The sequence below is a fragment of the Clostridium sp. OS1-26 genome, from assembly GCF_030915445.1.
Taxonomy (GTDB): domain Bacteria; phylum Bacillota; class Clostridia; order Clostridiales; family Clostridiaceae; genus Clostridium_AM.
In genome coordinates, this window is sequence record NZ_CP133264.1 from 5516172 (window position 1) to 5540737 (window position 24566).

At 31.5% G+C, this 24566-nt stretch carries 21 protein-coding genes and 2 pseudogenes; 5 read left to right on the forward strand and 18 right to left on the reverse strand.

Annotation, left to right across the window (positions count from 1 at the left end; all coding sequences use genetic code 11):
* Positions 1 to 86 precede the first annotated feature (86 nt).
* The 9 genes and pseudogenes from RCG18_RS27155 to RCG18_RS27195 form a co-directional block, all read right to left on the reverse strand.
* Positions 87 to 455: a YxeA family protein gene (locus RCG18_RS27155; protein ID WP_308039084.1), complete on the reverse strand. Its 369-nt coding sequence runs from the start codon at positions 453 to 455 to the stop codon at positions 87 to 89.
* A gap of 164 nt (positions 456 to 619) precedes the next feature.
* Positions 620 to 1305, reverse strand: a pseudogene (locus RCG18_RS27160) (sensor histidine kinase); the annotation flags it as partial.
* 388 nt (positions 1306 to 1693) lie between these two features.
* Positions 1694 to 2401 (reverse strand): VanR-ABDEGLN family response regulator transcription factor, encoded by a 708-nt coding sequence (gene vanR, locus RCG18_RS27165; protein ID WP_308039085.1) that lies wholly within the window; start codon positions 2399 to 2401, stop codon positions 1694 to 1696.
* Positions 2402 to 2623: 222 nt separating this feature from the next.
* Positions 2624 to 3367: a LytTR family DNA-binding domain-containing protein gene (locus tag RCG18_RS27170; protein WP_308039086.1), complete on the reverse strand. Its 744-nt coding sequence runs from the start codon at positions 3365 to 3367 to the stop codon at positions 2624 to 2626.
* 6 nt (positions 3368 to 3373) lie between these two features.
* On the reverse strand, positions 3374 to 3727 hold the full coding sequence (locus RCG18_RS27175; RefSeq protein WP_308039087.1) for a hypothetical protein: 354 nt from the start codon (positions 3725 to 3727) through the stop codon (positions 3374 to 3376).
* A 6-nt stretch (positions 3728 to 3733) separates the two neighbouring features.
* A complete protein-coding gene (gene floA / locus RCG18_RS27180) occupies positions 3734 to 4726 on the reverse strand; it encodes a flotillin-like protein FloA (protein WP_246517132.1) in 993 nt (330 codons plus the stop codon).
* Positions 4727 to 4826: 100 nt separating this feature from the next.
* Positions 4827 to 4985: an NfeD family protein gene (locus RCG18_RS27185; protein ID WP_308039088.1), complete on the reverse strand. Its 159-nt coding sequence runs from the start codon at positions 4983 to 4985 to the stop codon at positions 4827 to 4829.
* Positions 4986 to 5017: 32 nt separating this feature from the next.
* The gene (locus tag RCG18_RS27190; RefSeq protein ID WP_308039089.1) at positions 5018 to 5326 is read right to left on the reverse strand and encodes a hypothetical protein; all 309 of its coding nucleotides are present in this window, start codon (positions 5324 to 5326) and stop codon (positions 5018 to 5020) included.
* A gap of 209 nt (positions 5327 to 5535) precedes the next feature.
* Entirely contained in the window at positions 5536 to 6396 is an 861-nt protein-coding gene (locus RCG18_RS27195; protein WP_308039090.1) for a Spo0B domain-containing protein, read from the reverse strand.
* A gap of 234 nt (positions 6397 to 6630) precedes the next feature.
* Here RCG18_RS27195 and RCG18_RS27200 point away from each other — a divergent pair, with 234 nt between their 5' ends.
* The 5 genes from RCG18_RS27200 (at position 6631) to RCG18_RS27220 (ending at position 11300) form a co-directional block, all read left to right on the forward strand.
* The gene (locus RCG18_RS27200; protein ID WP_308039091.1) at positions 6631 to 7227 is read left to right on the forward strand and encodes a TPM domain-containing protein; all 597 of its coding nucleotides are present in this window, start codon (positions 6631 to 6633) and stop codon (positions 7225 to 7227) included.
* Positions 7228 to 7437: 210 nt separating this feature from the next.
* Positions 7438 to 8193, forward strand: coding sequence for a hypothetical protein (locus tag RCG18_RS27205; RefSeq protein WP_308039092.1), 756 nt, complete (start codon positions 7438 to 7440; stop codon positions 8191 to 8193).
* A 505-nt stretch (positions 8194 to 8698) separates the two neighbouring features.
* The gene (locus tag RCG18_RS27210; protein ID WP_308039093.1) at positions 8699 to 9286 is read left to right on the forward strand and encodes a DUF5105 domain-containing protein; all 588 of its coding nucleotides are present in this window, start codon (positions 8699 to 8701) and stop codon (positions 9284 to 9286) included.
* A 335-nt stretch (positions 9287 to 9621) separates the two neighbouring features.
* Positions 9622 to 10809, forward strand: coding sequence for a thiamine pyrophosphate-binding protein (locus tag RCG18_RS27215; RefSeq protein WP_308039094.1), 1188 nt, complete (start codon positions 9622 to 9624; stop codon positions 10807 to 10809).
* Positions 10810 to 10814: 5 nt separating this feature from the next.
* On the forward strand, positions 10815 to 11300 hold the full coding sequence (locus RCG18_RS27220; RefSeq protein WP_308039095.1) for a thiamine pyrophosphate-dependent enzyme: 486 nt from the start codon (positions 10815 to 10817) through the stop codon (positions 11298 to 11300).
* A gap of 125 nt (positions 11301 to 11425) precedes the next feature.
* Here the strand turns inward: RCG18_RS27220 and RCG18_RS27225 are convergent.
* The 9 genes and pseudogenes from RCG18_RS27225 to RCG18_RS27265 all read right to left on the reverse strand — a co-directional run bounded on the left by RCG18_RS27225 (position 11426) and on the right by RCG18_RS27265 (position 24429).
* Positions 11426 to 13800, reverse strand: a pseudogene (locus RCG18_RS27225) (glycogen/starch/alpha-glucan phosphorylase).
* A gap of 7 nt (positions 13801 to 13807) precedes the next feature.
* On the reverse strand, positions 13808 to 15286 hold the full coding sequence (gene malQ / locus RCG18_RS27230; RefSeq protein WP_308039096.1) for a 4-alpha-glucanotransferase: 1479 nt from the start codon (positions 15284 to 15286) through the stop codon (positions 13808 to 13810).
* A gap of 12 nt (positions 15287 to 15298) precedes the next feature.
* Complete coding sequence (locus tag RCG18_RS27235) at positions 15299 to 17455, reverse strand: TIM-barrel domain-containing protein (RefSeq protein ID WP_308039097.1); 2157 nt, start codon at positions 17453 to 17455, stop codon at positions 15299 to 15301.
* A 28-nt stretch (positions 17456 to 17483) separates the two neighbouring features.
* Positions 17484 to 18311, reverse strand: a complete 828-nt coding sequence (locus tag RCG18_RS27240) for a carbohydrate ABC transporter permease (RefSeq protein ID WP_308039098.1) — start codon at positions 18309 to 18311, stop codon at positions 17484 to 17486.
* Positions 18311 to 19177, reverse strand: a complete 867-nt coding sequence (locus tag RCG18_RS27245) for a sugar ABC transporter permease (protein ID WP_308039099.1) — start codon at positions 19175 to 19177, stop codon at positions 18311 to 18313. Before RCG18_RS27245 ends, RCG18_RS27240 begins: the two co-directional genes overlap by 1 nt.
* A gap of 67 nt (positions 19178 to 19244) precedes the next feature.
* Positions 19245 to 20576 (reverse strand): ABC transporter substrate-binding protein, encoded by a 1332-nt coding sequence (locus tag RCG18_RS27250; protein ID WP_308039100.1) that lies wholly within the window; start codon positions 20574 to 20576, stop codon positions 19245 to 19247.
* A 75-nt stretch (positions 20577 to 20651) separates the two neighbouring features.
* Complete coding sequence (locus RCG18_RS27255) at positions 20652 to 21752, reverse strand: sn-glycerol-3-phosphate ABC transporter ATP-binding protein UgpC (protein WP_308039101.1); 1101 nt, start codon at positions 21750 to 21752, stop codon at positions 20652 to 20654.
* 109 nt (positions 21753 to 21861) lie between these two features.
* Complete coding sequence (locus RCG18_RS27260) at positions 21862 to 22782, reverse strand: LacI family DNA-binding transcriptional regulator (protein WP_308039102.1); 921 nt, start codon at positions 22780 to 22782, stop codon at positions 21862 to 21864.
* Positions 22783 to 23100: 318 nt separating this feature from the next.
* Positions 23101 to 24429 (reverse strand): FAD-dependent oxidoreductase, encoded by a 1329-nt coding sequence (locus RCG18_RS27265; protein ID WP_308039103.1) that lies wholly within the window; start codon positions 24427 to 24429, stop codon positions 23101 to 23103.
* Positions 24430 to 24566: the final 137 nt, after the last annotated feature.

The window sequence follows — 24566 nt, forward strand, 5'->3', positions numbered from 1 at the left end:
ATCCCTGTTTTCTCAGAATTTGTATAATACAGCTCTAAATATAAATTTAGTTAGTGACTTTAAAATCTATATCTTATAATAAATTTTTACTTTAATCCTAATTTTACTTTTGCTGCATTAGGTATTTCATTTGGTTGTACTTCTTCGTAGTTTTTTCCACTTTTTCCTGCTGATAGTATTGATAAGTAAGCTCCATGGCGTAAATTCTTCGGTGCATTAATTATAATCTTTTGCTCTTTTCCTTCGCTATTGTAACCTACAAATTCATACTGATAGCATTTATCTTCTTTTCTAACCTTATCTTGTCCTAAGTATTTACCATCTGTTTTTACAACTGTGTAATAAATTTCCCTTTTAAGAAATGGGTTCATTCTGTCAGCGAACTCACTTCCACTCGTAAAAAATACTCCTGCTCCAACTACTAAAAGCATAAATATAATTATAAACTTTTTCATATTTGTTCCGCCTTTCATTACAAAATAGAGTTTTTTATTGGTTATCCTCCAAAGCAAAGTGCTCCTTGCTTTGGTAATATAATTATACCGAAGCAAGGAGCACTCTTTGTTCGTTTTTCCATAACAGAAACCTACTTTATTATGATGAAATTCTTACGATTTTCCTACGAAATTATAGGAATGAAAACCTCAAATTCAATTACTTCATTTTTACTATATGCTGTAATAGTTCCTTTGTGCAATTCAACAATTTCTTTCGCAATTGCAAGCCCCAATCCTGCCCCACCCGTCTTAGAGCTTCGTGCAGCATCTAATCGATAAAACTGCTGAAAAATACGGTTCAACTTTTCTTCTGGAATAGTGTTACCCTGATTATGGAATCTTAGCTTTAAGCCAGTTCCATCTTGGATAACCGTAATTTTAATAATGCTGTTTTCAAAACTATAGTTGATAGCATTACAAATTAGATTATCAAATACTCGTTCCATCTTTTTAACATCACATTTAATTATTACATCCGGAGCTATATTTAGAATACATTGCAAGTTTTTTGTTGCCAACATTGGCCTAAATTCATAAGTAATTTGCTCTAACATCCTTGTTAGGTTAACCCGACTTAATTCCAAAATAAGATTTGACAGATTAAATCTTGTGATTTCAAAAACTCGTTAATTAAATCTTCCAAGCGTTCAGCTTTTTCTAAAGAAATATTAAGGTATTTTTCTCTTAATTCTTCTGAAATTTGTCTCTCATCACGCAGCAAAGTCAAGTAACCGATAACAGATGTAAGGGGCGTTTTTAAATCATGTGCTAAATAAACCACTAAGTCATTTTTTCTTTGTTCTGCTTCTTTTACAATTTGTTCTTTTCGAAGCATATCTACTTTTATACTATTCATCTGATCTTCCATCTGTTTTAGCACAGTTGGAAAATGAATAAGCTCCTCATTTGAATTAATAATGGAATTACTGGCTTCTGCTACTATTACAATATAGCTGATTGTTTTAATCCAATACCATGCAAGAATAATAATAATTCCAATAATCCATATAGCTGGGGCGATGAGGCTTTTATTATCATCAATAAATTTTAAAATTCCATAACTAGTGGTACCCTTAATAACATCATAAATAAGAGAGCCTATGACTACAAGCGTAACTGAGAATATTGTTACCGTTAAAATGAACTTTCCAAATATATTAAAAAATAAGTTTCTTGTGAAATTTTTCATGTTAATTTTATTCAATTTTATAGCCAACTCCCCATACTGTTTTTATAAATTTAGGATTTCTGGATGGCTCATTCATTTTTTCTCGTAATCGTCCAATATGAGCCATAACTGTGTTATTATTATCTAAGTATTTTTCTCCCCATACTGCTTCAAACAGCTCTTCTGAAGAAACCACCTTACCTTTATGTTCACACAGATACCAAAGAATAGAAAATTCTATTGGCGTTAACGATAACTGCTTTCCATATAAAGTACATTTATGAGTATCCTTATTGATAAGCAATCCTTTAAGATCATATTCACTGCACTTTTCAGAGCCGTTACTATTTGCTTGTTTATCTTGATTATAATTCATATATCGTCGAAGCTGTGTTCTTACTCTTGCAAATACTTCTAATGGATTAAAGGGTTTCGTGATATAATCATCTGCACCTATAGTTAAGCCCATAATTTTATCTATATCCTCACCTTTGGCTGTTAGCATAATAACAGGAAAAAAATGATTCTCTCTAATTTTCTTACAAATGGTGAAGCCATCTATATCAGTAAGCATTACATCTAAAATGGCTAAATCCAAATCCTGGGAATGAATGCAATCAAGTGCATCTCTACCATTATAGTATTTATAAACGATATATCCTTCATTTTTTAAATATACTTCTAATAAATCTGCAATTTCTTTTTCATCATCAACTACTAAAACTTTAGCATCCATAATTTAATTCTCCTTTCTTAAAATACGAATACCGTATTAATGAGTAATCTCAACTATACTGAAAATGTTAATACTTATTATATCATGATATTTTTGGTTTTACAAAAATCGATTCGATATATAAAAATAGTTTATTATAAGTTGCATTAATCTCAAACTACTTAAAATCTCATAAAAAAGACAGGAACTGATTTTTCTATTTAAATCAATTCCTGTCCTATTTTAAGAACTAAACATATCCTTCAATACATCATATCTTTCGTGAGTTAAAAGAGCATCTTTATCTGTATTTTTTAGCTTTACAATATAAGTCCATCGCCCATAGGGATATATTTTGTGAATCATAGAAAGATTAATAATATATGATTTATGGCTTCGAAAAAACTGAGTTTTATCTAATTTTCCTTCTAGTTCACTCATGCCTTCAGAGGTAGTGTAACTGTTATCTACAGTATAAATAACTGTAGTTCTATCCTCCCTTTGTATTATAATAATATCCTTTGTATCCACAAAACTTATACCTTCTTTGCTTCTAATCAATACTTTATCTAATCCTTTTTCATGGCGAATAATTTTATGAACCTCTTGTTCACTATGATATTGGTTTAAGGACTTTATGCGATTTAAGGTTTGATAAATTCTATCAAGCTTAAAAGGTTTTACTATATAATCAAAGGCATAAAGTTGGAAGGCATCAGACATATACATAGAATGTGCTGTTGCAAAAATAATTATAGTTCTAGGGTTTATATCCATTATTCTTTTTGCGCATTCTACACCATTAAGCTTTGGCATTTCTACATCTAAAAATATAACGTCTGGATGTATTTCCTCCACAGAAGAGACAACAGCTTCACCATCTTCTGCTTCTCCTACTAATTTAAAACCTTCTATTTTTTCAATGGCCTTTCTTAGAACCATTCTCATTCCAGCTTCGTCATCTCCAATGAAAACTTTAAGCTCCAATACTTATCACCGCCTTCTTGTCTTTGCCTTTGGTTTGCCAAGTATTTCTGAATATACAATGGCCTGCAAAACTTTCTCTTCTGTGAACTCAATATCTAATCCTGTTTTTTTATCTTCTGCTTCACTCTTTTCTATAGAAATTGGCTTTTGCCTATACTTTATCTCTTCCTTTTTTCGTGAATATGCATCTATTAATTCTGATCCTTTATCAGAATCTCTTTCTTCAGATTTACTTACTTCATTAATGCTAGAAAATGCACCATTAAGCTTTTCAACTCTAGAATTCAACTCTTCTTTTAAATCACTAAACATCTTTTTCATAGCATATCCAAATTCTTTAAAATCATAAGAAGAAATCATATTTTATTACTCCTTCATATCCTTAGAAGTTTTATATGAATTATTTTCATTTTTATTCTTGCTGACTTTAGATATAGATTCTCTCATTTTTGTATCTGAGATGATATTTTGCATATCATAATAATCCATTACCCCTAGCTTTCCCTCTCTAAATGCTACTGCCATAGCTCTTGGTATTTCTGCCTCAGCCTCTACTACTGCAGCTCTCATTTCTTGTTCTTTTGCAACAGCCATTGCTCTTCTTTCTTCAGCCTTTGCTTGAGCAATATTTTTATCTGCCTCTGCTTGAAGAGTTTGAAGCTGAGCACCTATATTTCTTCCAACATCAACATCTGCAATATCTATTGATAGTATTTCGAAAGCAGTACCTGCATCTAATCCCTTTGCTAGAACTGTCTTGGATATAGCATCTGGGTTTTCTAATACTTCTTTATGAGAAATCGATGTACCTACTGTTGTTACAATACCTTCTGCAACTCTCGCAAGCACTGTTGCTTCTCCAGCTCCACCTATTAATCTATCTAAATTTGCCCTTACTGTTACTCTTGCCTTTGCTAAAAGCTCAATACCATCCTTTGCAACTCCTGAAACATTTGGTGTTTCAATTACTCTTGGGTTAACACTCATTTTTACAGCTTCAAGTACATCTCTACCTGCAAGATCTATTGCTGCTGCTCTTTCAAAAGGTAGTTGAAAATCTGCTCTGTGAGCAGCTATAAGTGCATCTACCACTTGATCTACATTTCCCCCTGCTAAATAATGGGCTTCTAATTCATTTACACTTATATCCAATCCTGCCTTTGTTGCTTTAATTAGAGGTAAAAGAATTTTTTTTGGTGCAACTCTTCTCAGCCTCATTCCTATTAAATTAAAAATGCTAACTTTAACATTTGCTGCTATAGCTGAAATCCACAGTGTAATAGGTACAAAGCTTAGAAATAAAGCTAAAAAGCAGGCAATACCTCCTAAAATTATAACAACTAAAACTGTACTATTCATAATACTATTCCTCCTAATTTATAGTTAATTACGATTTTCTAATAAACACCCTTTATCTGATGACTATCCGCTCTAATACTAAGAATCCTGTTTATCTTATCTATACTTTTTCTCTAACAACAATCCTTCGTCCCTCTACTTTTATAATTTCTATTTTTCTATCCTTAGAAATAAACTCCCCCTCTGAAACCACATCAAGTTTTATACCATTGACATCTGCTATACCCGCTGGCCTTAAAATTGTTAAGGTAGTCCCCACTTGTCCAACAAAATAATTAAGATCTTCTGTACCTATATATCCTGCTTCTTTTTTTGAGTTTCATGCAAAATTAATATTTTTGAAAGCCGCCCTTTAGTTACAGATTTTAAAACAAATGTAAGTGCTACTCCAAGTACTGAAATAATAATAACAAGTAATATTAAAACTTGTATTGCACTTGTTGCTGTTAAGACTACTCCAGCAATGAGAAGTATTCCTCCAAAAATACCAGGAATTCCGAATCCAGGATGAAACATCTCAACAATTACCAGAAAAAATCCGAATCCAAAACACAGCAGTGCAGCCCAACTTATATTAGATAAAAAATTCACCATTTCCAAATAACTATACCTCCCTTTCTTATTTATACTATACATGATTGTCACCAAGCATATATAACCATAATGTCAGTGACACTAAATTCCTAGATTCAAGTCTCACTAGCTGAGTCTATAACAATATACTACCTCTGCTTCATTTATTAATGAATATGTAGTTGTTAAGATATACATTCAGCAGTTTAAAATGTCGTATTTTTAGCTTTTCTTTATTACCTTTGAACCCATCCCTCAAAAACCGTAGTATCTTTGTTACTAATTACATTAATATCTCCACCGTATTCGGTAAGTATGTCTTTTACAATAGATAGTCCCATACCTTCTCCCTTTTCTCCCTTTGTAGTAACTCCTGCCTTAAAAATCTTTTCAATAATTTCTTTTGGAATCATTGGCCCATTGTTTTTTATTCTGAATCCATATGACTTTAAATCTTCAAAGAGTTCAATTTGTATAGTTCTATTTTCTTTTACTTCCTGCAGTGCATAGATTGCATTATCTATAATGTTTCCAAGTACTCTACAAAACTCCCAAGATGGCACTTTTAAATCATTAAATGAAGTTGTAATAACTATTTTTGTTTTTATTCCTCTTTTTTCTCCATATAATGTTTTTGCTTGAAGCAATGCATTTACTGCCGGGTTTGAAGTCTTTAGGACTTTATTTACCTTTTGAATATCTTTAAATACTTTTTCAATATACTCTCTTGCATCAAAGTACTCCTCCATTTCCATAAGGCTATATACTACCTGCAAATGATTCATAAAATCGTGCCTTTGACCACGAAGAGTTTTATTTAGATTTTCTAATTCTTCTAAGGTGCTTTTTAATGTGGTATATTCATAACTCTTCCCATAAAGATATCTAATGTTCTTCACAGTAAAAAAACTATTAATAATTCCTATAAACATAATTGCATATATGAGCAAATCTCCATTATAAAGCTTTTCCTTGAAGTTAAAAGGATTTTGATGAAAATAATTATATAGCACTACTATTATTACTGTACTTATTTGCATTATACTTAAAGCAATTATCGTTATGATTGTCTTATTTATGTCTAATTTTTTTCTCATTGTTGGCTTGGACTCCCTTCTTATTCCATCAATACCTTTTATTTTAACATATTTAAAATAATATCCAAATACCCACTGTAGATCAGTGCAATAATTTAAGCAGATACAACCCACATTTATTCACACTTTGATGCAAAATATTGCAAAATTATATATTTTTCTATATATAATTTAATTACTTTATTCCACATTTTATACTTGATGGTATAATATACATAAAGAGGAGGGGATTTTATGATTAGAAGAGTTTTATCTATATTATTTTTCTTTATGCCTATATTATTACTTTCAGAAACTTCAGTTTACGCAAAGTCTACCGTAGATAAACCATGGTCTCATACATATGTAGCTGATTATGAAAATATACTTTCTAGCGATACCTCAAAGAAGTTAGAATCTGATTTAGGCAAACTAAAGGATGATACAAATGTTGCAGTATATGTGATAACAATAGATAAATTAGAGGATATGAGCATTGATAAATATTGCAAAGAATTGATATCTAATTGGAAAATTGAAGGTAAGTATGTGATACTTCTAACATCAACTAAAGAAAAACAATATATACTTTTTTCCAGTAAAGACTTGCAATCCTATATTTCTATGAGTACTATAAAAGACTTTCCAACATATTTTAATGAAAAAAAGTATGATGATGGAGCATTATATGCATCTAATAGTATTATTTCTGCTATAACATCACATTCTGATAAAATTCATCCTTCTAATAACTATAAATATATATGGTTAGTTGTTCTAGCTACAATAATAGTATACTATGTGAAAAAATCACGTTTAAAATTAAAAACTTCATCACAAGAGACACTTTGATGAAGTGGAAACTTGAATCAGATGGGGTTTCAAGCCCCACCTGATTCTTAGTTGAACGAATCCAGGGACGTAGCCGCTCTTTACTCCCTCTTTGAGAAGAGGGAGTATTAGAGCGAGTAGTCATCGGATAAAATACAAAATACAATTTTTCATTTATTAGCTTAGTTTAAGGGGGAGTTTATCATAAAGAAATATTTGTTATGCTTTTTAATGGCCTTTCTTCTCATATTTAATAGTTTTTCTACAGTTTATTCAAAGGGGGGATCATCTTCAAGCTCTTCATCTTCAAGTTCATCCTCTAAGCCTTCCAGTTCATCCTCAAGCTCGTCATCTTCAAAGTCCGCTGGAAGTAGTTACAAAAGTGGAAGCTTTAGTAATTCGAGCTCAACTAAGAGCGAATCTACAACTTCAACTAAAAATTCCCCTTCTGGTTCTAGTAACTTTAAAAGCGGAGACTTTAGTAATAAAAGCTCTACTAAAAACGAATCCAAATCTCCAAGTAAGAATTCATCTACTACCTCTAATACTTCTAAGACCTCTAGTACTTCTAAAAGTGGAGATTTCTCTAATACAAAAACCGTAAGTAAACCTTCAAGTGCTAGTACACCTATTAAAACTGAGAAAATTACTTCTGCACCAACTATTGATAGCACAACTAAAAAAGATTCCGTAATTACAAACGGTAAATTTAAAGGAGGTATTCTTAAAAGCAGCAACGTTGTACCTGCAAATGGTATGCCTGTAATTATATCTATGAATGGAAATGATATATATGTTGATTCTTCTGATGACGGAGAATATGTCTATTCATATTATGCATCGCCTCCATCTGAAAATCCATCTTCTTGGCAAGGAAGTGTAGGCTACTTAGAGTCTGCACCAGTTAAAGAATCTCATACTGGAACTTATATCATTGCAGGATTGATTATAATATTCTTTTTACGTAAAATAGTTAAACTAAATTGATTTCACTAAACTAATGTTAAAAGACTTTCTATAAACAGAATTCTTGGCTTCAGGTGGAGTTTGTCTACGACCACTGGGCAGCCCGCCATTTAGGCATTTAACCTCCATCTGAAGCTTAGAAGTCGTTATCCAGGGATATAGCCGCTCTTTGCTCCCATTTGAAGAAAAGCAGAGAGCCCAAATCTCTGATTTGGTGCGAATCGCTTTCACAGAGTGCGATGGGAGCATTAGAGCGGATAAGTCATCGGATAAATCTTTTATATTACATTTTTTAGTATAAGATGTTAATATAATCTCTAAAAAAACAGTTGCTGCTTTTACATTTTAATAGAAATTTACAGTTTATAAATTGTCTACATTTGTCATATTTTGTTGAATATATTTACAATAATGTAATAAGAATATATAATTTACATTGTGCTTCATTTGGTTACAAATACTTGAAATGGGATGAAGTGTACAAACTATACTCAATAACATTATTGTATTTTAAGGGGGATTAATTATGAAAGTCTTTAAAAAATTAACTCTAATATTAACTTTAGTTTTATTCACTTTAACATTGGTTGCATGTGGACCTAAACCAGATGAAACAGTAAAAAATTTCTTTGATGCAGCTAAAAAATCAGATTTTAATGCTATGGCAACTTATATGAAAAAAGAAGGTAACAAAGATGAATTTAAATTTGATGATGCAAATCAAGAAAAAATAGTTAAAGCTGTTTTCTCAAAAATAAGTTATGAGACTGTTTCTTCTACAGTAGATGGTAATAATGCTACTGTAAAAGCTAAAGTTACTTCACTAGACTTACCTAAAATATATGGTAAGACAGTTGGAGATTTAATGCCTACTCTTCTTGCATCAGCTTTTTCTGCCACTGAAAATGATGCTAAAAATAAGGCTGATGTTGAGAATCAGATAATGCAAGCATTTTTAAATGCAATGAATGATCCAAATGCAGCTAAAACCACAACAGAAGTTGACATTAAATTGGTTAAAGGTGATAAAGGTTGGGTAATAGAGCCTAATGATAATCTATTAAATGCCTTAACAGGTAATTTAAGCAAAGCCTTTAAAGATACAAATAAATAGTTAATAAAAAATGCCCTAGGACACTAAACCTAGGGCGTTTTTATTAAAGTTTTTCATTTATCCGATGACTACCCGCTCTAATACTCCCGCTTCTCCAAGCGGGAGTAAAGAGCGGCTACGTCCCTGGATAACGATTTCTAAGCATCAGGTGGAGTTAAAACTCCATCTGATGCCAAGAACTCTGTTTATCATAATAGTGAATTTACACTTATACAAATACCTCTATAGTATATTTCAATAGTTCTGGTAATAATAAATTAAGCTTCATATTGACATCCGCAGAATTATTATACCAAAAGTTAAACTAACTATTTTAAAATTACGGAGGAGAAAAAATGGCTGAGAATAGTGGAAATTCATCTGATTTAAAGCAAACTGTTGGGTACTATTTATATGATTGTTTAAGCAAGGAAGGTATTACAGAAATCCTTGGTGTTCCGGGAGATTATAATTTTTCACTTCTTGATATTCTAGAAAAGTATGAGGGCATAAATTTTGTTAACTGCCATAATGAATTAAATGCTGGCTATGCAGCTGATGCCTACGCAAGAGTTAAAGGAATAAGCGCCTTAATAACTACCTTTGGAGTAGGCGAATTAAGTGCTTGTAATGCTATTGCAGGCTCCTACTCAGAAAGTGTGCCCGTTATACATATAGTTGGAGGCCCTAAAACAAAGGATCAGCAAGCGCATAAACAAATGCACCACACCTTATTAGATGGAGACTTTGATGTTTTTAGAAAAGTTTATGAACACTTGACAGAATATACAGCAACAATAACTCCTGAAAATGCAGCCTTTGAGATTAAGGCAGCTATTCAAAAAGCAAAGGAAACAAAGAAGCCCGTATATCTGCTTATCGCAACCGATATTGCCAATCAGCCTATAGTGAATAGAGATGTTAACCTTACGATTAAGCAGACAAATCAAAATTCCTTACAGGCTGCAATACAACATATAGATAAGATAATAAATCAAGCACAAAGACCAGTTCTTATTTCTGGCGTTCATGTATCAAGATATAATCTTCAACATCAAGTTCAGCAGTTAGTAGATAAAATGAACCTTCCTGTAGCTACTATGATGATGGGTAAAGGCTCCTTTGATGAGAGCCATAAAAATTTTATTGGCCTATATGCTGGAGACCTTGGAAGCAAGGAAGTACAAAATATAGTTGAAACTTCTGACTGTATTTTAGCTATTGGTACTATGTGGTCAGACTACGATACCGGTTCCTTTACTGCAAAGTTAAATCCTTTAAATATTATAGAACTTCAGCCTGATAGTGTGAAAATTGGCATGTCAGTATACGAAAATATATTAATACAGGATATGTTAAATGAACTTTTGACAAGGATTAACAAAAGAGCAGATTATGTTCCAACTACTGCTTCTTCTTACAATGATGAGAATATATCATTGGAGGAAGATGTTTCTTCAAAATATTATTACCCAAGATTTCAAAAATGCTTAAGGAAAATGATATACTCATTGCAGATGCCGGTACTTTTGAATTTGGAATAGCACAATTGAAACTGCCAAAAGGCGCAACTTATATAACTCAGGGGGGCTGGGGCAGCATAGGTTATGGAACCCCTGCAGCCTTTGGTGCTTGCATAGCAGCAAAAAACAGGCGTGTAATATTGTTTGTGGGAGATGGCTCTAATCAAATGACAGTTCAAGAGTTCAGCTCTATGCTGCATAATAACTGTAAGCCTATTATATTCTTGGTTAACAACAAGGAATATACCATCGAAAAATATCTTAATGTAGCTCAAAAAAATACCCATTACAATGATTTGCCTTTGTGGGACTACTCAAAGCTCATAACATCCTTTGGAGGAGAATCTTATACAGCAAAGGTTTATACAAATAAAGAACTTGATGAAGCAATAAAGAAGGCAGAGGTTCAGTGCAATGAGAGATTATGCTTAATTGAAATATATGCTCCTAAAATGGATGCTCCACCTATAGTCCATAAAATGACAAAGGTGCTTGAGCAAATGCAAAAATAAAATAGGCACTGTTTGGTTTAAGAATAGTGTTGATTTTATAACAAAATTAAAGGAATCTTTATTTAAGAGATTCCTTTAATTTGCAGAGTTTTTAAATTATAAATTGCAGTTAGAACCCTATACTTTTAAACTTGTTTAGCTTCTACATTCCAAATTTCTTTTGCATACTCCATAATAGTTCTGTCGCTGCTGAACTTACCTGCATTGGCAATATTCATTAGACATTTTTTGCCCAACTTAATTTATCTCTGTAAGCTGCATCAACCTTATTTTGAGCATCTCTGTAATCTGCAAAATCTCTGAATATGAAATAATTGTCTGGACTATGCCAGCTTGCACCTTCAAGCAGAGAGTTATATAATTCTTCAAACATTCCAGTATCACCATCGTCAAAATTTCCATCAATTAGCGTATCTACAGCTCTTTTTAATCCGGTCACAGTTTCATAGTATTCTTTAGGACTATAAGTATCTTTAATTTCTTCTATTTCTTCAACTCTAGCTCCAAATATAAAGTTATTTTCTTCCCCTGCCTCCTGTACTATTTCTACATTAGCACCATCGTAAGTTCCAATTGTAGGAGTTCCATTTAACATGAACTTCATATTTCCAGTACCAGATGCTTCTTTACCTGCAGTGGATATTTGCTCAGATATATCCGCTGCTGGGAATAATTTTTCCGCATAAGAAACTCTATAGTTCTGTACAAATACCACTTTTATTTTATTATTTATTTCAGCATCATTATTAACCAAATTAGCTATTTCATTTATGAACTTTATTATACCCTTAGCTCTAAGATATCCTGGTGCTGCTTTAGCTCCAAAAATAAAGGTTCTTGGTACAATATCCATTTGTGGATTTTCTTTTAATCTATAATATAAATCCAAAATACTAAGGGCATTTAAAAGCTGTCTCTTGTATTCATGTAATCTCTTTATTTGAATATCAAATAAGGAATTAGGGTCAATTTCTATCTTTTCATTTTTATTAATATAAGCCGCCAATTGCTCTTTCTTCAATTGTTTTATTTCCAAAAGTTTATTTAAAACAACTTTATCATCTATATATTTTTCTAAGTCCTTTAAATCACTTAAGTCTGTAATCCAGTTATCACTGCCAAGAAGCTCTGTAATAAATGCTGATAACTCTTTATTGCATAATGCCAGCCATCTTCTTGGAGTTATACCATTAGTCTTATTTAAGAATCTATCTGGATAAAGCTCGTACCAATCTTTTAATTCTTGATTTTTTAATATGTCTGTATGAAGTTCTGCCACACCATTGGTAGCATGAGTACCATGAATTGCAAGCCATGCCATTCTAATTCTGCCCTTGTAAATTATCTTCATTGAATTAATTTTTTCATAGCTATATTTTTTTTGTCCAAGTATTCTTATAAATCTTTTATCTATTTCTTTTACTACTTTATAAACTGAAGGTATTAGTTTTTTATAAAGTTCAATATCCCATTCTTCAAGAGCTTCTCTTAGTATAGTATGATTCGTGTATGAGAATGTAGCTATAGTAATCTCCCATGCCTTGTCATAGCTAAGTTTTTCTTCATCAATAAGTATTCTCATAAGCTCTGGTATAGCTACCACCGGATGGGTATCATTAAGTTGAATTGCATGATAATCCTTAAATAACTCAAAGTTATTTCCATGCTGCTTTTTAAAACTTCTAACTAAATCCTTCAAAGCTGCTGAAACAAAGAAATATTGCTGCTTTAACCTTAGCATCTTACCTTCCACTGTAGAATCATTTGGATATAACACTCTTGAAATATCTTCAGCCTTATTTTTTTCCTTTACTGCTTCTGTATATTCCTGAGAATTAAACAATTCGAAATCAAAATCCTGTAAAGGTTCAGCTTTGAATAGTCTAAGTTTATTTATATTATTTGTTCCATATCCAATAATAGGAGTATCATATGGAGTAGCCTTCACTTTTTCATCGCCAAACTCAACGATAACAGCATCATCTTCATGTCTTATTGACCAGGGATCTCCATATTTTAACCAGTTATCTGCTTGTTCCATTTGGAAGCCACCTTTAAAGCTTTGTTTAAATAGTCCATGGCTGTATCTTATTCCATAACCTGTTAAAGGAATATTTGTAGCAGCAGATGAATCCATGAAACAGGCCGCTAACCTTCCTAATCCTCCATTACCAAGGCCTGCATCTTCCTCTATTTCTTCTATATCATTAATATTTATATTTAACTCTTTTAAAACTTCCTTTACTTCCTCATAAATTCCTAAGTTCATTAAGTTATTTCCTAAGGCTCTTCCCATTAAAAATTCAGCAGATAAATAATAAGCTTGTTTACCTTTTGCATATACTTCATCTGTCTTATCCCACTTGTCAATTATTATTTCCATGACTGCCTTAGAAAGTGCATTGTATTTCTCATAATCCTTTGACTTATCTATACTTTTGCCATAGTCTGTTTTTAAAATTCTTTCTATAGTTATCTTAAATTCCTTAGTATCTAGCATTTTACCTCTACCTTCCATATAGTTTTGTAATTTTATTAATTTTTTGTGCTAATTTATGATTTAAGTACTCTTTCTTTACTCTCCAGAGCCAGTTTCCACCTAAAGTCGAAGGAATATTCATTCTTGCTTCACTTCCAAGTCCTAAATAATCCTGCATTTGAGCTATTGCTAAGTTTCCAACAGAACTTAAGGCGCCTCTTATAAATCCCCAGTTATATCCTTCTTTTTTATTTAATTTTAAGTATCTCTTTGCAAAATCAGTATCACTCTTTTGAGTGTTTTCAAACCATCCCATTACAGTATCATTGTCATGGGTTCCAGTGTAGACTATACAATTCTTCTCATAGTTATGAGGTAAATAATCGCTCTCTTCTCTTGTATCAAAAGCAAACTCTAATACTTTCATTCCTGGGTAGCCTGTAGCATCTCTAAAATCTATAACTTCCTGTGTTAAATATCCCAAGTCCTCAGCAATAATATCCACTTCTCCTAATACTTCCTTTACTGCATTAAAAAGCTTTATTCCAGGGCCTTTCACCCATTTTCCATTTACCGCTGTTGGCTCTCCATAAGGTATTTGCCAGAAGGATTCAAAACCTCTAAAGTGGTCTATCCTTGTTACATCATATAAATTAATATTTCCTTTGATTCTTTCAATCCACCATTTATAATTAGTCTTCTCCAGATATACCCAGTTATATATTGGGTTCCCCCACAACTGCCCTGTAGCTGAAAATGCATCAGGAGGACATCCAGAAACAACAATAGGTCTTTTTTCTTCATCAAGCATGAACACTTCACTATTTGCCCAAGTATCTGCACTATCCTCAGCTACATAAATTGGAATATCACCAATAATTTTTATTTCATTAATATTTGCATAGTTTTTTAATGCTTTCCATTGTTTAAAGAATACATATTGTAAAAATACCCAATAATCTATTTGATTTTTCAATTCTTCCTTATAATGCTCTAAATCTGTTTTCTTTCTTAATTTAATATCCGTATCCCATTCCTGCCAGGACTTCAAATCGAATTCTGATTTTACAGCCATATATAATGCATAGTCCTCAAGCCATGCCTTATTTTCAAATCTAAATTTTTTTATTTCATCTTTATATTTTCCTTTGCTATTTTGAAAAGCAATTCTTAATATAGGCATTTTATTATTAAACATTTTTTCATAATCCACTTTTTCCGGATCATTACCAAAATCCACATTTTCATACTCTTCTTTTGTAAGTATTCCCTCTTCTTTAAGTAAATCCAAATCTATAAAATATGGATTACCAGCAAAGGTTGAAAAGGATTGATATGGTGAATCTCCTGCTCCTGTAGGCCCTATAGGGAGTATCTGCCAATAACTTTGTCCTGCTTCAACTAAAAAATCTACAAATTCATAAGCTTCCTTGCCAAAGGTTCCAATTCCATATGGGCTAGGCAAAGATGCAATATGCATTAAAATACCACTACTCCTTGTAATCATTGCCCTTCTCCTTTATCCATTTAAGTAAGTCTTTTTTCTATTTATGTTTCCATCAATATCAACTATTTCAAAATTCAATTCTTTAACAAATTCATTTCCTCTATTTTCAACGGTTATTACATAATCTTTTTCTGTCTTTTCAATTTGAATAAATATTTCTGTATATCTATTATTCTTATAATCACAGGTTTTTCCATCATCATCATAGTAAATATATTCTGCTTTATCTTCTACAAAAGCTATTATATTTAATTCTTTGTTATCTAGTTTTTCAACATTTTGTGCATGTTTGCCTAAAACTAACATTTTATTTTTTCTAATAAAAATTGATACTTCATCTAAATCTACATCTATGTAGTTGTGCCCCTGCTTAATTATGCTGTAATTCCTCTTCTCATATTCCTTGACCTTCCATAAAATCATATCCTCTGGAGCATAAACATATCTTCCTTTTGCATTTTCTTCATATATAGGAGCAAGCATTAGAGAATCTCCTAATAACAACTGATTTTCTATTCTTTTTGACATTTCATCTTCATATACAAAAGATAATGGTAAGAAATATATATCTCTATTCTTAACTGCTTTCATATACTCCGAATAAATATATGGTATTAGAGCATATCTGAGTTCTATTGCTTTTTTAAGTATACTATTTGCTTCTTCTTCAAAGGAAAAAGGTTCTTGGAATCTAGTTCCCATAGCAGAATGATTTCTAAATAATGGTGTGAATAAACTAAACTGCGTCCATCTTATAACTAATTCACTATTAGAATTACTGCTGAAACCTCCAGTATCTGCACCGATATACAAAAATCCACACATATTTAAAGATGGCATCATTTTTATATTTAGTAATATATGTTCCCACCAAGAACTATTATCTCCAGTCCATATACCAGAATATCTATGCATACCTATATACGAAGCTCTGGAAAATAATAAGAATCTTTTATTATTTTCTATTTCCTTTAATCCTTCTGATGCACTTCTGGTCATATTATAGCCATAAAGATTATGAACCTTATAATGATTTATAAGCTTTCCATCTATGTTATGATAAAAACTTTTATAATCTTCTATGTTATTTGACATATTAATAAATTTATCTTTTAAAGCAAAACAAGAATAAATATCTAAATTTTCCTTCTCAGAAGCCTTTGCCGCTTCAATTGCTTCTTTTAAACCTCTATTTGTATAAAATAGAGCTGGCTCATTCATATCATTCCAAAAACCTTCTATTCCTAATTCAGTAAGATTTTTATATTTAAGGCCAAACCATCTTCTTGCTTCACTATTTAAAAAGTCTGGGAAATGACATCTTCCTGGCCAAACTGCAGCAATAAAATTATTGCCATTTTCATCAGTACAAAAATAACCCTTTTGCACACCTTCCTCATAAATATTATAATCTTTTTCTATTTTAACGCCTGCATCAATTATAGGTATAAGCCTAAAGCCCTGATTCTTAATATCTTGTACAAAGTCCTTAAAGTTTGGAAAAGCCTTTTTATCTATAGTAAAATCTTTAAAGCTCTCCATGTAATCAATGTCAAGATAAATTGCATCGCAGGGAATTTTATTTTCTATAAACTTATCTGCAATTTCGTTAATAGCATTAGCATCTTCATAGCTCCATCTAGATTGCTGATATCCAAAGGCCCACTTTGGAGGAGCATAGGCTTCACCAATGATATTTAAAAATTCTTTTACAATCTGTTTTGCTGATTTTCCATTAATAATATAAATATTTACATCCTTTTCTTCTATTTTAATTTTCAATTCATCTTTGTGAGAAAAGCCTATATCAAAAATAACTTTTCCCGGGCAATCAACAAAAACTCCAAATTTGTCTTTTCCCTCTATAACTATAAAGTTATGAGCACCATATAATGACTTTTTGTCAGGAGTATGCATTGGATCATCACTGCAAAAGGCCTCATATATTCCGCCTCTCTTATTTATTCCTCTTTGATTTTCACCAAGTCCATATATAATATCAGTTTTGTGCATTATATAGCTAAAGCTTAAGTCCTCTTCAATCTTTATATTAAAGAAATCAATATTATCTTTATAAAGTTCCTCACCACTTAAAACCACAGCATCAGTATTTATAGAATTTCCAAAAGTATATTTAACTACATTATCATTTAATTTATAAACTTTCATTATTATCACCTCATGAGTAAAACATTCATCACTTAATAGATCCTTGAGTAATTCCTTTTACTATATGTTTTTGAGCAAATATATAGAATATTATTATTGGAATCATTGCCAAAACAAGTCCCGCTAATGCTAAGTTCCATTGTTTAGAATACTCTCCAAAGAAATAGAACATCTTAAGGGGAAGAGTTTGCCAACCTGGTTTATTTATAACAAGCTGAGGCAGCAAGAAGTCATTCCATATCCACATAGCATTTAAGATGCTTATAGTAACAGTTATTGGCTTCAATAGTGGAAAAACAATGAGCCAAAATATCTGCAATTTGTTACATCCATCAATAGTTGCTGCTTCTTCTAGTTCTATTGGTATATTTTTAATAAAACCATGGTACATAATTATTGATAAACTAGATCCAAATCCTAAATACATAAGTACTATTCCTACAGGGTTTAATAAATGTAATTTTCCCATTAGATTTATAAGAGGTAGCATTACAGCTTGGAATGGAATAAGCATAGCTATTGCAAATAGAAAGAATAAAAATTTACTTAATTTTGTCTTTGATCTAACTAACATCCAAGCAGCCATTGAAGCAAAAGTTACTATAAGTAAAGTACTAGATGTTGTAATTAAAAAAGAATTCATAAAAGAATGAAAAAATTCTAAATCTCTAAAGGCCTGAATATAATTTCCTAAGGTAAACATGTCCTTTGAAGGAATACTTATAACATTCATGTAAATACCTTTTGGAGTTTTAAAAGAATTTGTAAAGGCAATGTATAATGGTGCTAAGAATATAATTGCTACAAAACACGCAAATATGTTCCATAATATATTTTTTTGAAGGTTTTGTTTCATTACATCTCTACCTCCTTTTTCTTACTAAAGCTTAATTGAGTTAATGTTATTGCAGCTACTGCAATTAAAAATACTACAGCTTTAGCTTGAGCTAAACTAAATTTATTATAAACAAATGCTGAGCTATAAATATTCAATGCTAACATTTCAGTTGATCCATATGGGGTACCACCTGTAAGAGATAAGTTTTGATCAAACAACTTAAAAGAGTTAGATAGTGTTAAGAAAAGTCCTACTGTAAATGCAGGTGCTACAAGTGGAATTGTTATATTTACAAGCTTTTGAAAAGAATTTGCTCCATCTATTTCAGCAGCTTCCAATAGATTCTCTGGAATACCTTGAAGTGCAGCTATATAAACAACCATCATATACCCTGACATCTGCCAAGACATTAGTATTACTAATCCCCAAAAACCAGTTCCTGTAGTTGAGAGCCATCCTCGCAGGAAATCTAATCCTAGTTTAACACCTATTGCATCAAAGGCTTTTGTAAAAATAAACTGCCATATAAAACCAAGTATAAGTCCTCCAACCATGTTTGGCATAAAGAAAATGCTTCTTAAAATATTGCTTCCTTTCATTCCTCTAGTAACCAGCAGCGCTAGCCCAAAACCAATTAAATTTATCATAAAAACAGATACAATAGAGAATTTTGCAGTAAATATAAAGGCTCTCAAAAATCCGTTTTCTTTTTTAAATATCTCTAAATAGTTTGCAACTCCAATAAATGCTGCTTTGTTTTCTATACCATTCCAATCAGTAAAAGAATAATATATTCCTAATAAAGCAGGTATAATTACAACCAGTAGAAATGCAATTAGTATAGGTCCAACGAAGAAACTAAACCATAACTTTGACTTTTTCATAGTAACCTCCCTTATCTTGTTCTTATATAATTTGAGGAGAGAAAAAATCTCTCCCCATAGTTAATTATTATTTTCTCATTTCTGTCCACTTAGCTTGAGAATTCTTTATAACATCTTCCCATTTTTCTTCCCCAGATAAATACTTTTGAATTTCTAGTCCAAGAACTTTTTGACCCCATCCAGTTGGATATCCCATGAATACCCATGGTGATGTCTTTCCAGCTTGAACATATCTGTTAACTGCAGCACCAAGTGAATCCTTAGGTTGGAATTTTTCATATCCCTTTAATGCAGGTATAAAGGAGAATTTATTAACAACAAAATCTTTACCCTTATCAGAAGTATATAACCAGTTTAAGAAGTCTTTAGCAGCAGCTTGTTGTTCTTTTGAAACTTTGTTGTTAACTGCCCAATACATTGGAACTCCTACTGGAATTGTATCTTCTTTTCCACCTTTAATTGGCATTGGCAATATGTCTAAATTGTTTGCAACTTTTTCATCTACTTTTTTAACATTATTAAAAATCCAGTTTCCTTGTTGAATCATAGCAACACGCTCAACTGCTATACCTTGATCAACTTGAGTTGCATAATCAACTGCATTTAATTTTCCTTTTGAGTCTTTACTTGGTGTATAATTAGCTTGTAAATCTAATAATGCTTTTAATCCATCACCATATTTAAAATCGACTTTTTTAGCATTAAAAGCTTCTACACCACTCTTAAATTCCTGAGATAATGCCGCATTTGATGCATGTAATCCAGTTACCCAGTCTTCTTTAGCTGGAAGTTCAAATACTGCTTCTAATTTTGGATATTTGCTCTTTAATTCTCCTGATTTTATCTTAGCATCAAGAGTTTTCACTGCAGTTTCTAAGCTTGCATAATCTTTAATATTCTTAGCATCTATTCCTGCAGCTTCAAAAATACCTTTATTATATACAAAACCATAACCTTCAACTGCAAATGGCATTCCATAAACTTTATTGTCTACAGTTACTCCTGTTAAAGTTCCATCAATGGCTTGCTTTACCCATGACTCGCCTGTTAAATCTACAAGCCTTGATTGCCAATCTTTAACGTCTTGTGGTCCACCTATGTTAAATATTGATGGCTCTGCACCAGACTGAATTTTGGCTCTAAGTGCGGCACCATAATCATTTCCACCGCCAACAGTTTCAATATTGATTTTAACATTTGGATGATCTGCAGAGTATGTTTTCGCAGCTTGTTCAAGTTCTTTAGCCATTTCAACTTTGAACTGGAATATGTTTACGGTTACAGCATCCTTTCCGCCAGATGCACTTTCAGATTTTGATGAACATCCAGCTAATCCTAGTGACGATGTGAGCATTAGTGATGTAACAGCTAATGCCACAACTTTTTTGATATTCTTCATAGTAATTTTACCCCCTAAAACTTTATACTTTTTATTAATCTGCCTAATTAACTAAGCAGTATTGGTGACTTTAATTTATAAAGATATATTTTCTTCACTTTCAAAATCGAATATATGACAGTTTTCCATATCAATCATAAATTTTTCTCTTTTACCATCTTTTAATGTTCTTGAGTCCATCATACCTATTTTTGCATTGAATACGGTTCCAGCAAATTTAAAATATACATAGGATTCATTTCCCATATATTCAATAACATCAACTGTTCCCTCTACTGGTACTGCTGAGTTTTCTTCTTTTAAACTAATATGTTCTGGCCTAATACCAAGCCAAATCTTTTTCCCTAAATATTTCTTTACTTTATCACCTTTGCTTTGTGGCAGTGCTAATTCTATATCTCCTATTTTTACAGCTATCTGTGTATTTTTATCAATTAATTCTCCCTCTACAAAGTTCATAGAAGGAGATCCAATAAATCCGGCTACAAACTTATTTGCAGGATAACTGTATAAATTTATTGGTGTATCTACCTGCATAATTCTACCAAGTTTCATTACACATATTCTATCTCCCATAGTCATAGCTTCCACTTGATCATGAGTAACATATATCATAGTAGATTTAAGTCTTTTATGAAGTTTAGAAATCTCAACTCTCATATGAACTCTTAATTTTGCATCTAAATTAGATAATGGTTCATCAAATAGGAATACTTTAGGATCACGGACTATAGCTCGTCCAACTGCTACCCTTTGTCTTTGTCCTCCTGACAGTTCTTTAGGTTTTCTATCTAAAACAGCCTCCAAATCTAATATTTTTGCTGCTTCTTTAACCTTTTCATCAATAACATTCTTTGGTATTTTCTTTATTTTTAATGAAAAAGCCATATTTTCATAAACTGTCATATGTGGGTACAATGCATAGTTTTGAAAAACCATTGCAATACCTCTATCTTTAGGTGGAATATTATTTACTAACTTATCTCCTATATAGACTTCTCCTCCTGAAATTTCTTCAAGACCTGCTATCATTCTTAAAGTAGTAGATTTAGCACAGCCTGATGGCCCTACGAAAACCATAAATTCTCCATCATTTATTTCTAAATCAACTCCATGAACAGCTTTGAATCCATTTTCATAAACTTTTTCAACTTTCTTTAAAAGTACTTTAGCCATGACCTTCCTCCCTAATCGATTTTTTTACAAGATTCTCTTTCTAATAATTCTGTTTCTAGCACTATATGCTGATGTTTTTTCTTATTTTTGATTAAGTGAAATAAAATATCTACACTTTTTTCCCCATCTCTTCTACTGGCTGCCTAACAGTAGTCAGAGATGGATGGAAGAACTGAGAATAATCTATTCCATCAAAACCCATTACAGAAATATCTTCTGGAATTTTAAGTCCTTTGCTTAATATTGCCTTTGAAGCCCCTATAGCCATAACATCAGTAGTTACAAATAACGCTGTAATATTCAAGTTTTTATCCAACAATCTGTTCATTGCCTCAAATCCAGACTCAAAAGTATAGTGCCCTATTTCCATGAGGCTTGAATTATATTCAATATTATTTTTTAAAAGTGCCTTCTTATAACCCTCAAATCTCAGTTTTCCAATACTTCTATCCTGTTCTCCAGTAGTTATAATTCCAATTTTTTTGTGACCTAATTTGCATATATAGTCTACTGCATTATATGCTGCCTTTTCATTTTCTATTATTACACTTGAAAAAAAGCTTTTATCTAAATTTTCAATAATGCTTGTTGACGTGAGAACTAATGGCGTATCTAAATTTTCTATCTGTTCTTTATCTAAATTATCAAAGTCACCGCCAAGACATATTAATCCTTTTAGTTTTTTCTCTTTAATAAGTTCAACAGCTGCATCAAAATCATTAGGATTAGTTTCATTGTAGTGAAGAAACATAGAATATCCTTTATCATCTATTTTTTCTTCTATGGACTTTATCATACCGGAGAAGAATGGATTATGAATACCTTTAATTAAAACACCAATATTATTTGAAGTATTTCTCTTTAAATTTCTTGCACTATTGTTAGGTATGTAATTAAACTTCTCTATAACACTTAGTACTTTTTGCCTTGTTTCTGGCTTAACGTCCGGATGATTATTTATAACTCTTGATACAGTGCTTACTCCAACACCTGCAATTCGTGATATATCTTTTATAGTAAAATCGCTCATTAATAACTCTCCTCTAAAGATATTTTTACAACGTTTACTTAAATTCTGTAAAATAAAACCTGTAAAAGCTATCTTTAATAATATTTTCAATTGCTTGTACCTTTATATTTTATGATTACTATTTTCGGCAACGTTTTCGGTAACGTTTCTGGTAACGTTACCAATTTTAAATTTATTATACCATATTTAAAAATTTTTTAAATACCTTTTTAAGCTTTTTTAAAAATATTTTACATAATAATGAAGTTTCAGAAAATATACTTTGAAATAAAAAAGGTATCTCATAAGTAAATGAGGTACCCTTTGCTAGTTTTAACATTATTCAGCACTTAATCCTGCCAAGTTTAATAAATTCCAAGGTTTATTGTAATGCGGTTGGAAGAAGAAATCAACAAAAGCCAATTCATCTATGTTCATTTCATTTTGAATGCACACTGACATTGTGTTTATAGACTGAGTTAAATCTGCTTTTGAAATAATTTGCGCACCTAAAATTCTTTTAGATTCTTTTTCATAAACTACTTTCAATTGTGCAGAATCATAAGTAGGCATAAATTCTGGGCGATAATTGTCTTTAACCATTACAGTTTTGATGTCAATACCATATGCTTTAGCTGAATTTTCAGTTAACCCCGTGGAAGCTATATTGTAGTCATAGATCTTAATTCCAGAAGTCCCTTGAGTTCCCATGTATTTAGTAGTCGGTTTTATCAAGTTTCTAGCAACTAATGTTCCCATACGAACTGCATTTGTAGCTAGCGGAATATACTCTTGTTTTCCTGTAGGATTATATCTCACAGCACAACTATCCCCAGCTGCATATACATCTTTCTTACTCGTACGCATATATTCATCTACTACAATAGCACCATTATTCAGCATTTCTAGCTGACCTTTAAATAACTCTGTACTTGGTATAAATCCAATACAAAGTATTACTAGATCCGCTTCATATTCACCTTTATTTGTAACTACTTTTGAAACCTTTCCGTCTACTCCTTCAAATCTCATAACAGTTTCACCTAATGCTAGTTTTATAGAATGGTCTGAAAGAGCCTTTTCTGCTATATCTGTAAATTCTTTATCTAAGTATCTACTCAAAATACGATCTTGACTATCAATTAATGTTACTTCTTTACCATTTATCTGAAATGCTTCTACTAACTCAGCACCTATATATCCAGCTCCCACAACTACTATATTATTAGCCTTTTTGAATTTTTCAATAATAATGTTTGAATGGTAGTAATTTTTAGATATTAGTATATTTTCCAACTTACTTCCATCAACTTTAGGAACTATTGGCCATGAACCTGTTGTTATTATTAATTTATCAAAGGTATCTTCAAATTCTTCATTTGTTTTCAAATTACGAATTTTAAGCTTCTTTTCATCTACATTAACATCTAATACATCATGAGACATTTTAGTGCATACTCCTAATTCCGCCAACTTTTCAGGCGAACTGTAGAACAATCCTTTGGGATCTTTAATTATTCCTCCTACATATAGTGCAATTCCACAGGATAAAAATGAAATTGTATCATTTCTCTCATATACAACAATTTCTGCATTTGGATATAATCTAGCTGCATTTAATATTGCTGCAGTTCCAGCATGTGTACATCCTATAACAACTATTTTCATCTGTACTGCTCCCTTCAAATTGATAATAATATCATATTAAAACATAATTACTCAATTATATTTTATATATTTAAATAATTTATGTTTTTATAAACTAAATAAATTTAATTTCACTTTAGTTCTGCGGTGAAACTTTT

What these genes read in the sequence shown, in the direction of transcription:
- RCG18_RS27175 (WP_308039087.1), bottom strand. Translation starts at nt 3,727, where the DNA reads ATGATTTCTTCTTATGATTTTAAAGAATTTGGATATGCTATGAAAAAG.
- RCG18_RS27240 (WP_308039098.1), bottom strand. Translation starts at nt 18,311, where the DNA reads ATGAAACAAAACCTTCAAAAAAATATATTATGGAACATATTTGCGTGT.
- floA (WP_246517132.1), bottom strand. Translation starts at nt 4,726, where the DNA reads ATGAATAGTACAGTTTTAGTTGTTATAATTTTAGGAGGTATTGCCTGC.
- RCG18_RS27260 (WP_308039102.1), bottom strand. Translation starts at nt 22,782, where the DNA reads ATGAGCGATTTTACTATAAAAGATATATCACGAATTGCAGGTGTTGGA.
- RCG18_RS27210 (WP_308039093.1), top strand. Translation starts at nt 8,699, where the DNA reads ATGAAAGTCTTTAAAAAATTAACTCTAATATTAACTTTAGTTTTATTC.
- RCG18_RS27155 (WP_308039084.1), bottom strand. Translation starts at nt 455, where the DNA reads ATGAAAAAGTTTATAATTATATTTATGCTTTTAGTAGTTGGAGCAGGA.
- vanR (WP_308039085.1), bottom strand. Translation starts at nt 2,401, where the DNA reads ATGGATGCTAAAGTTTTAGTAGTTGATGATGAAAAAGAAATTGCAGAT.
- RCG18_RS27205 (WP_308039092.1), top strand. Translation starts at nt 7,438, where the DNA reads ATGGCCTTTCTTCTCATATTTAATAGTTTTTCTACAGTTTATTCAAAG.
- RCG18_RS27265 (WP_308039103.1), bottom strand. Translation starts at nt 24,429, where the DNA reads ATGAAAATAGTTGTTATAGGATGTACACATGCTGGAACTGCAGCAATA.
- RCG18_RS27235 (WP_308039097.1), bottom strand. Translation starts at nt 17,455, where the DNA reads ATGAAAGTTTATAAATTAAATGATAATGTAGTTAAATATACTTTTGGA.
- RCG18_RS27200 (WP_308039091.1), top strand. Translation starts at nt 6,631, where the DNA reads ATGATTAGAAGAGTTTTATCTATATTATTTTTCTTTATGCCTATATTA.
- RCG18_RS27215 (WP_308039094.1), top strand. Translation starts at nt 9,622, where the DNA reads ATGGCTGAGAATAGTGGAAATTCATCTGATTTAAAGCAAACTGTTGGG.
- RCG18_RS27245 (WP_308039099.1), bottom strand. Translation starts at nt 19,177, where the DNA reads ATGAAAAAGTCAAAGTTATGGTTTAGTTTCTTCGTTGGACCTATACTA.
- RCG18_RS27195 (WP_308039090.1), bottom strand. Translation starts at nt 6,396, where the DNA reads ATGAGAAAAAAATTAGACATAAATAAGACAATCATAACGATAATTGCT.
- RCG18_RS27255 (WP_308039101.1), bottom strand. Translation starts at nt 21,752, where the DNA reads ATGGCTAAAGTACTTTTAAAGAAAGTTGAAAAAGTTTATGAAAATGGA.
- malQ (WP_308039096.1), bottom strand. Translation starts at nt 15,286, where the DNA reads ATGATTACAAGGAGTAGTGGTATTTTAATGCATATTGCATCTTTGCCT.
- RCG18_RS27250 (WP_308039100.1), bottom strand. Translation starts at nt 20,576, where the DNA reads ATGAAGAATATCAAAAAAGTTGTGGCATTAGCTGTTACATCACTAATG.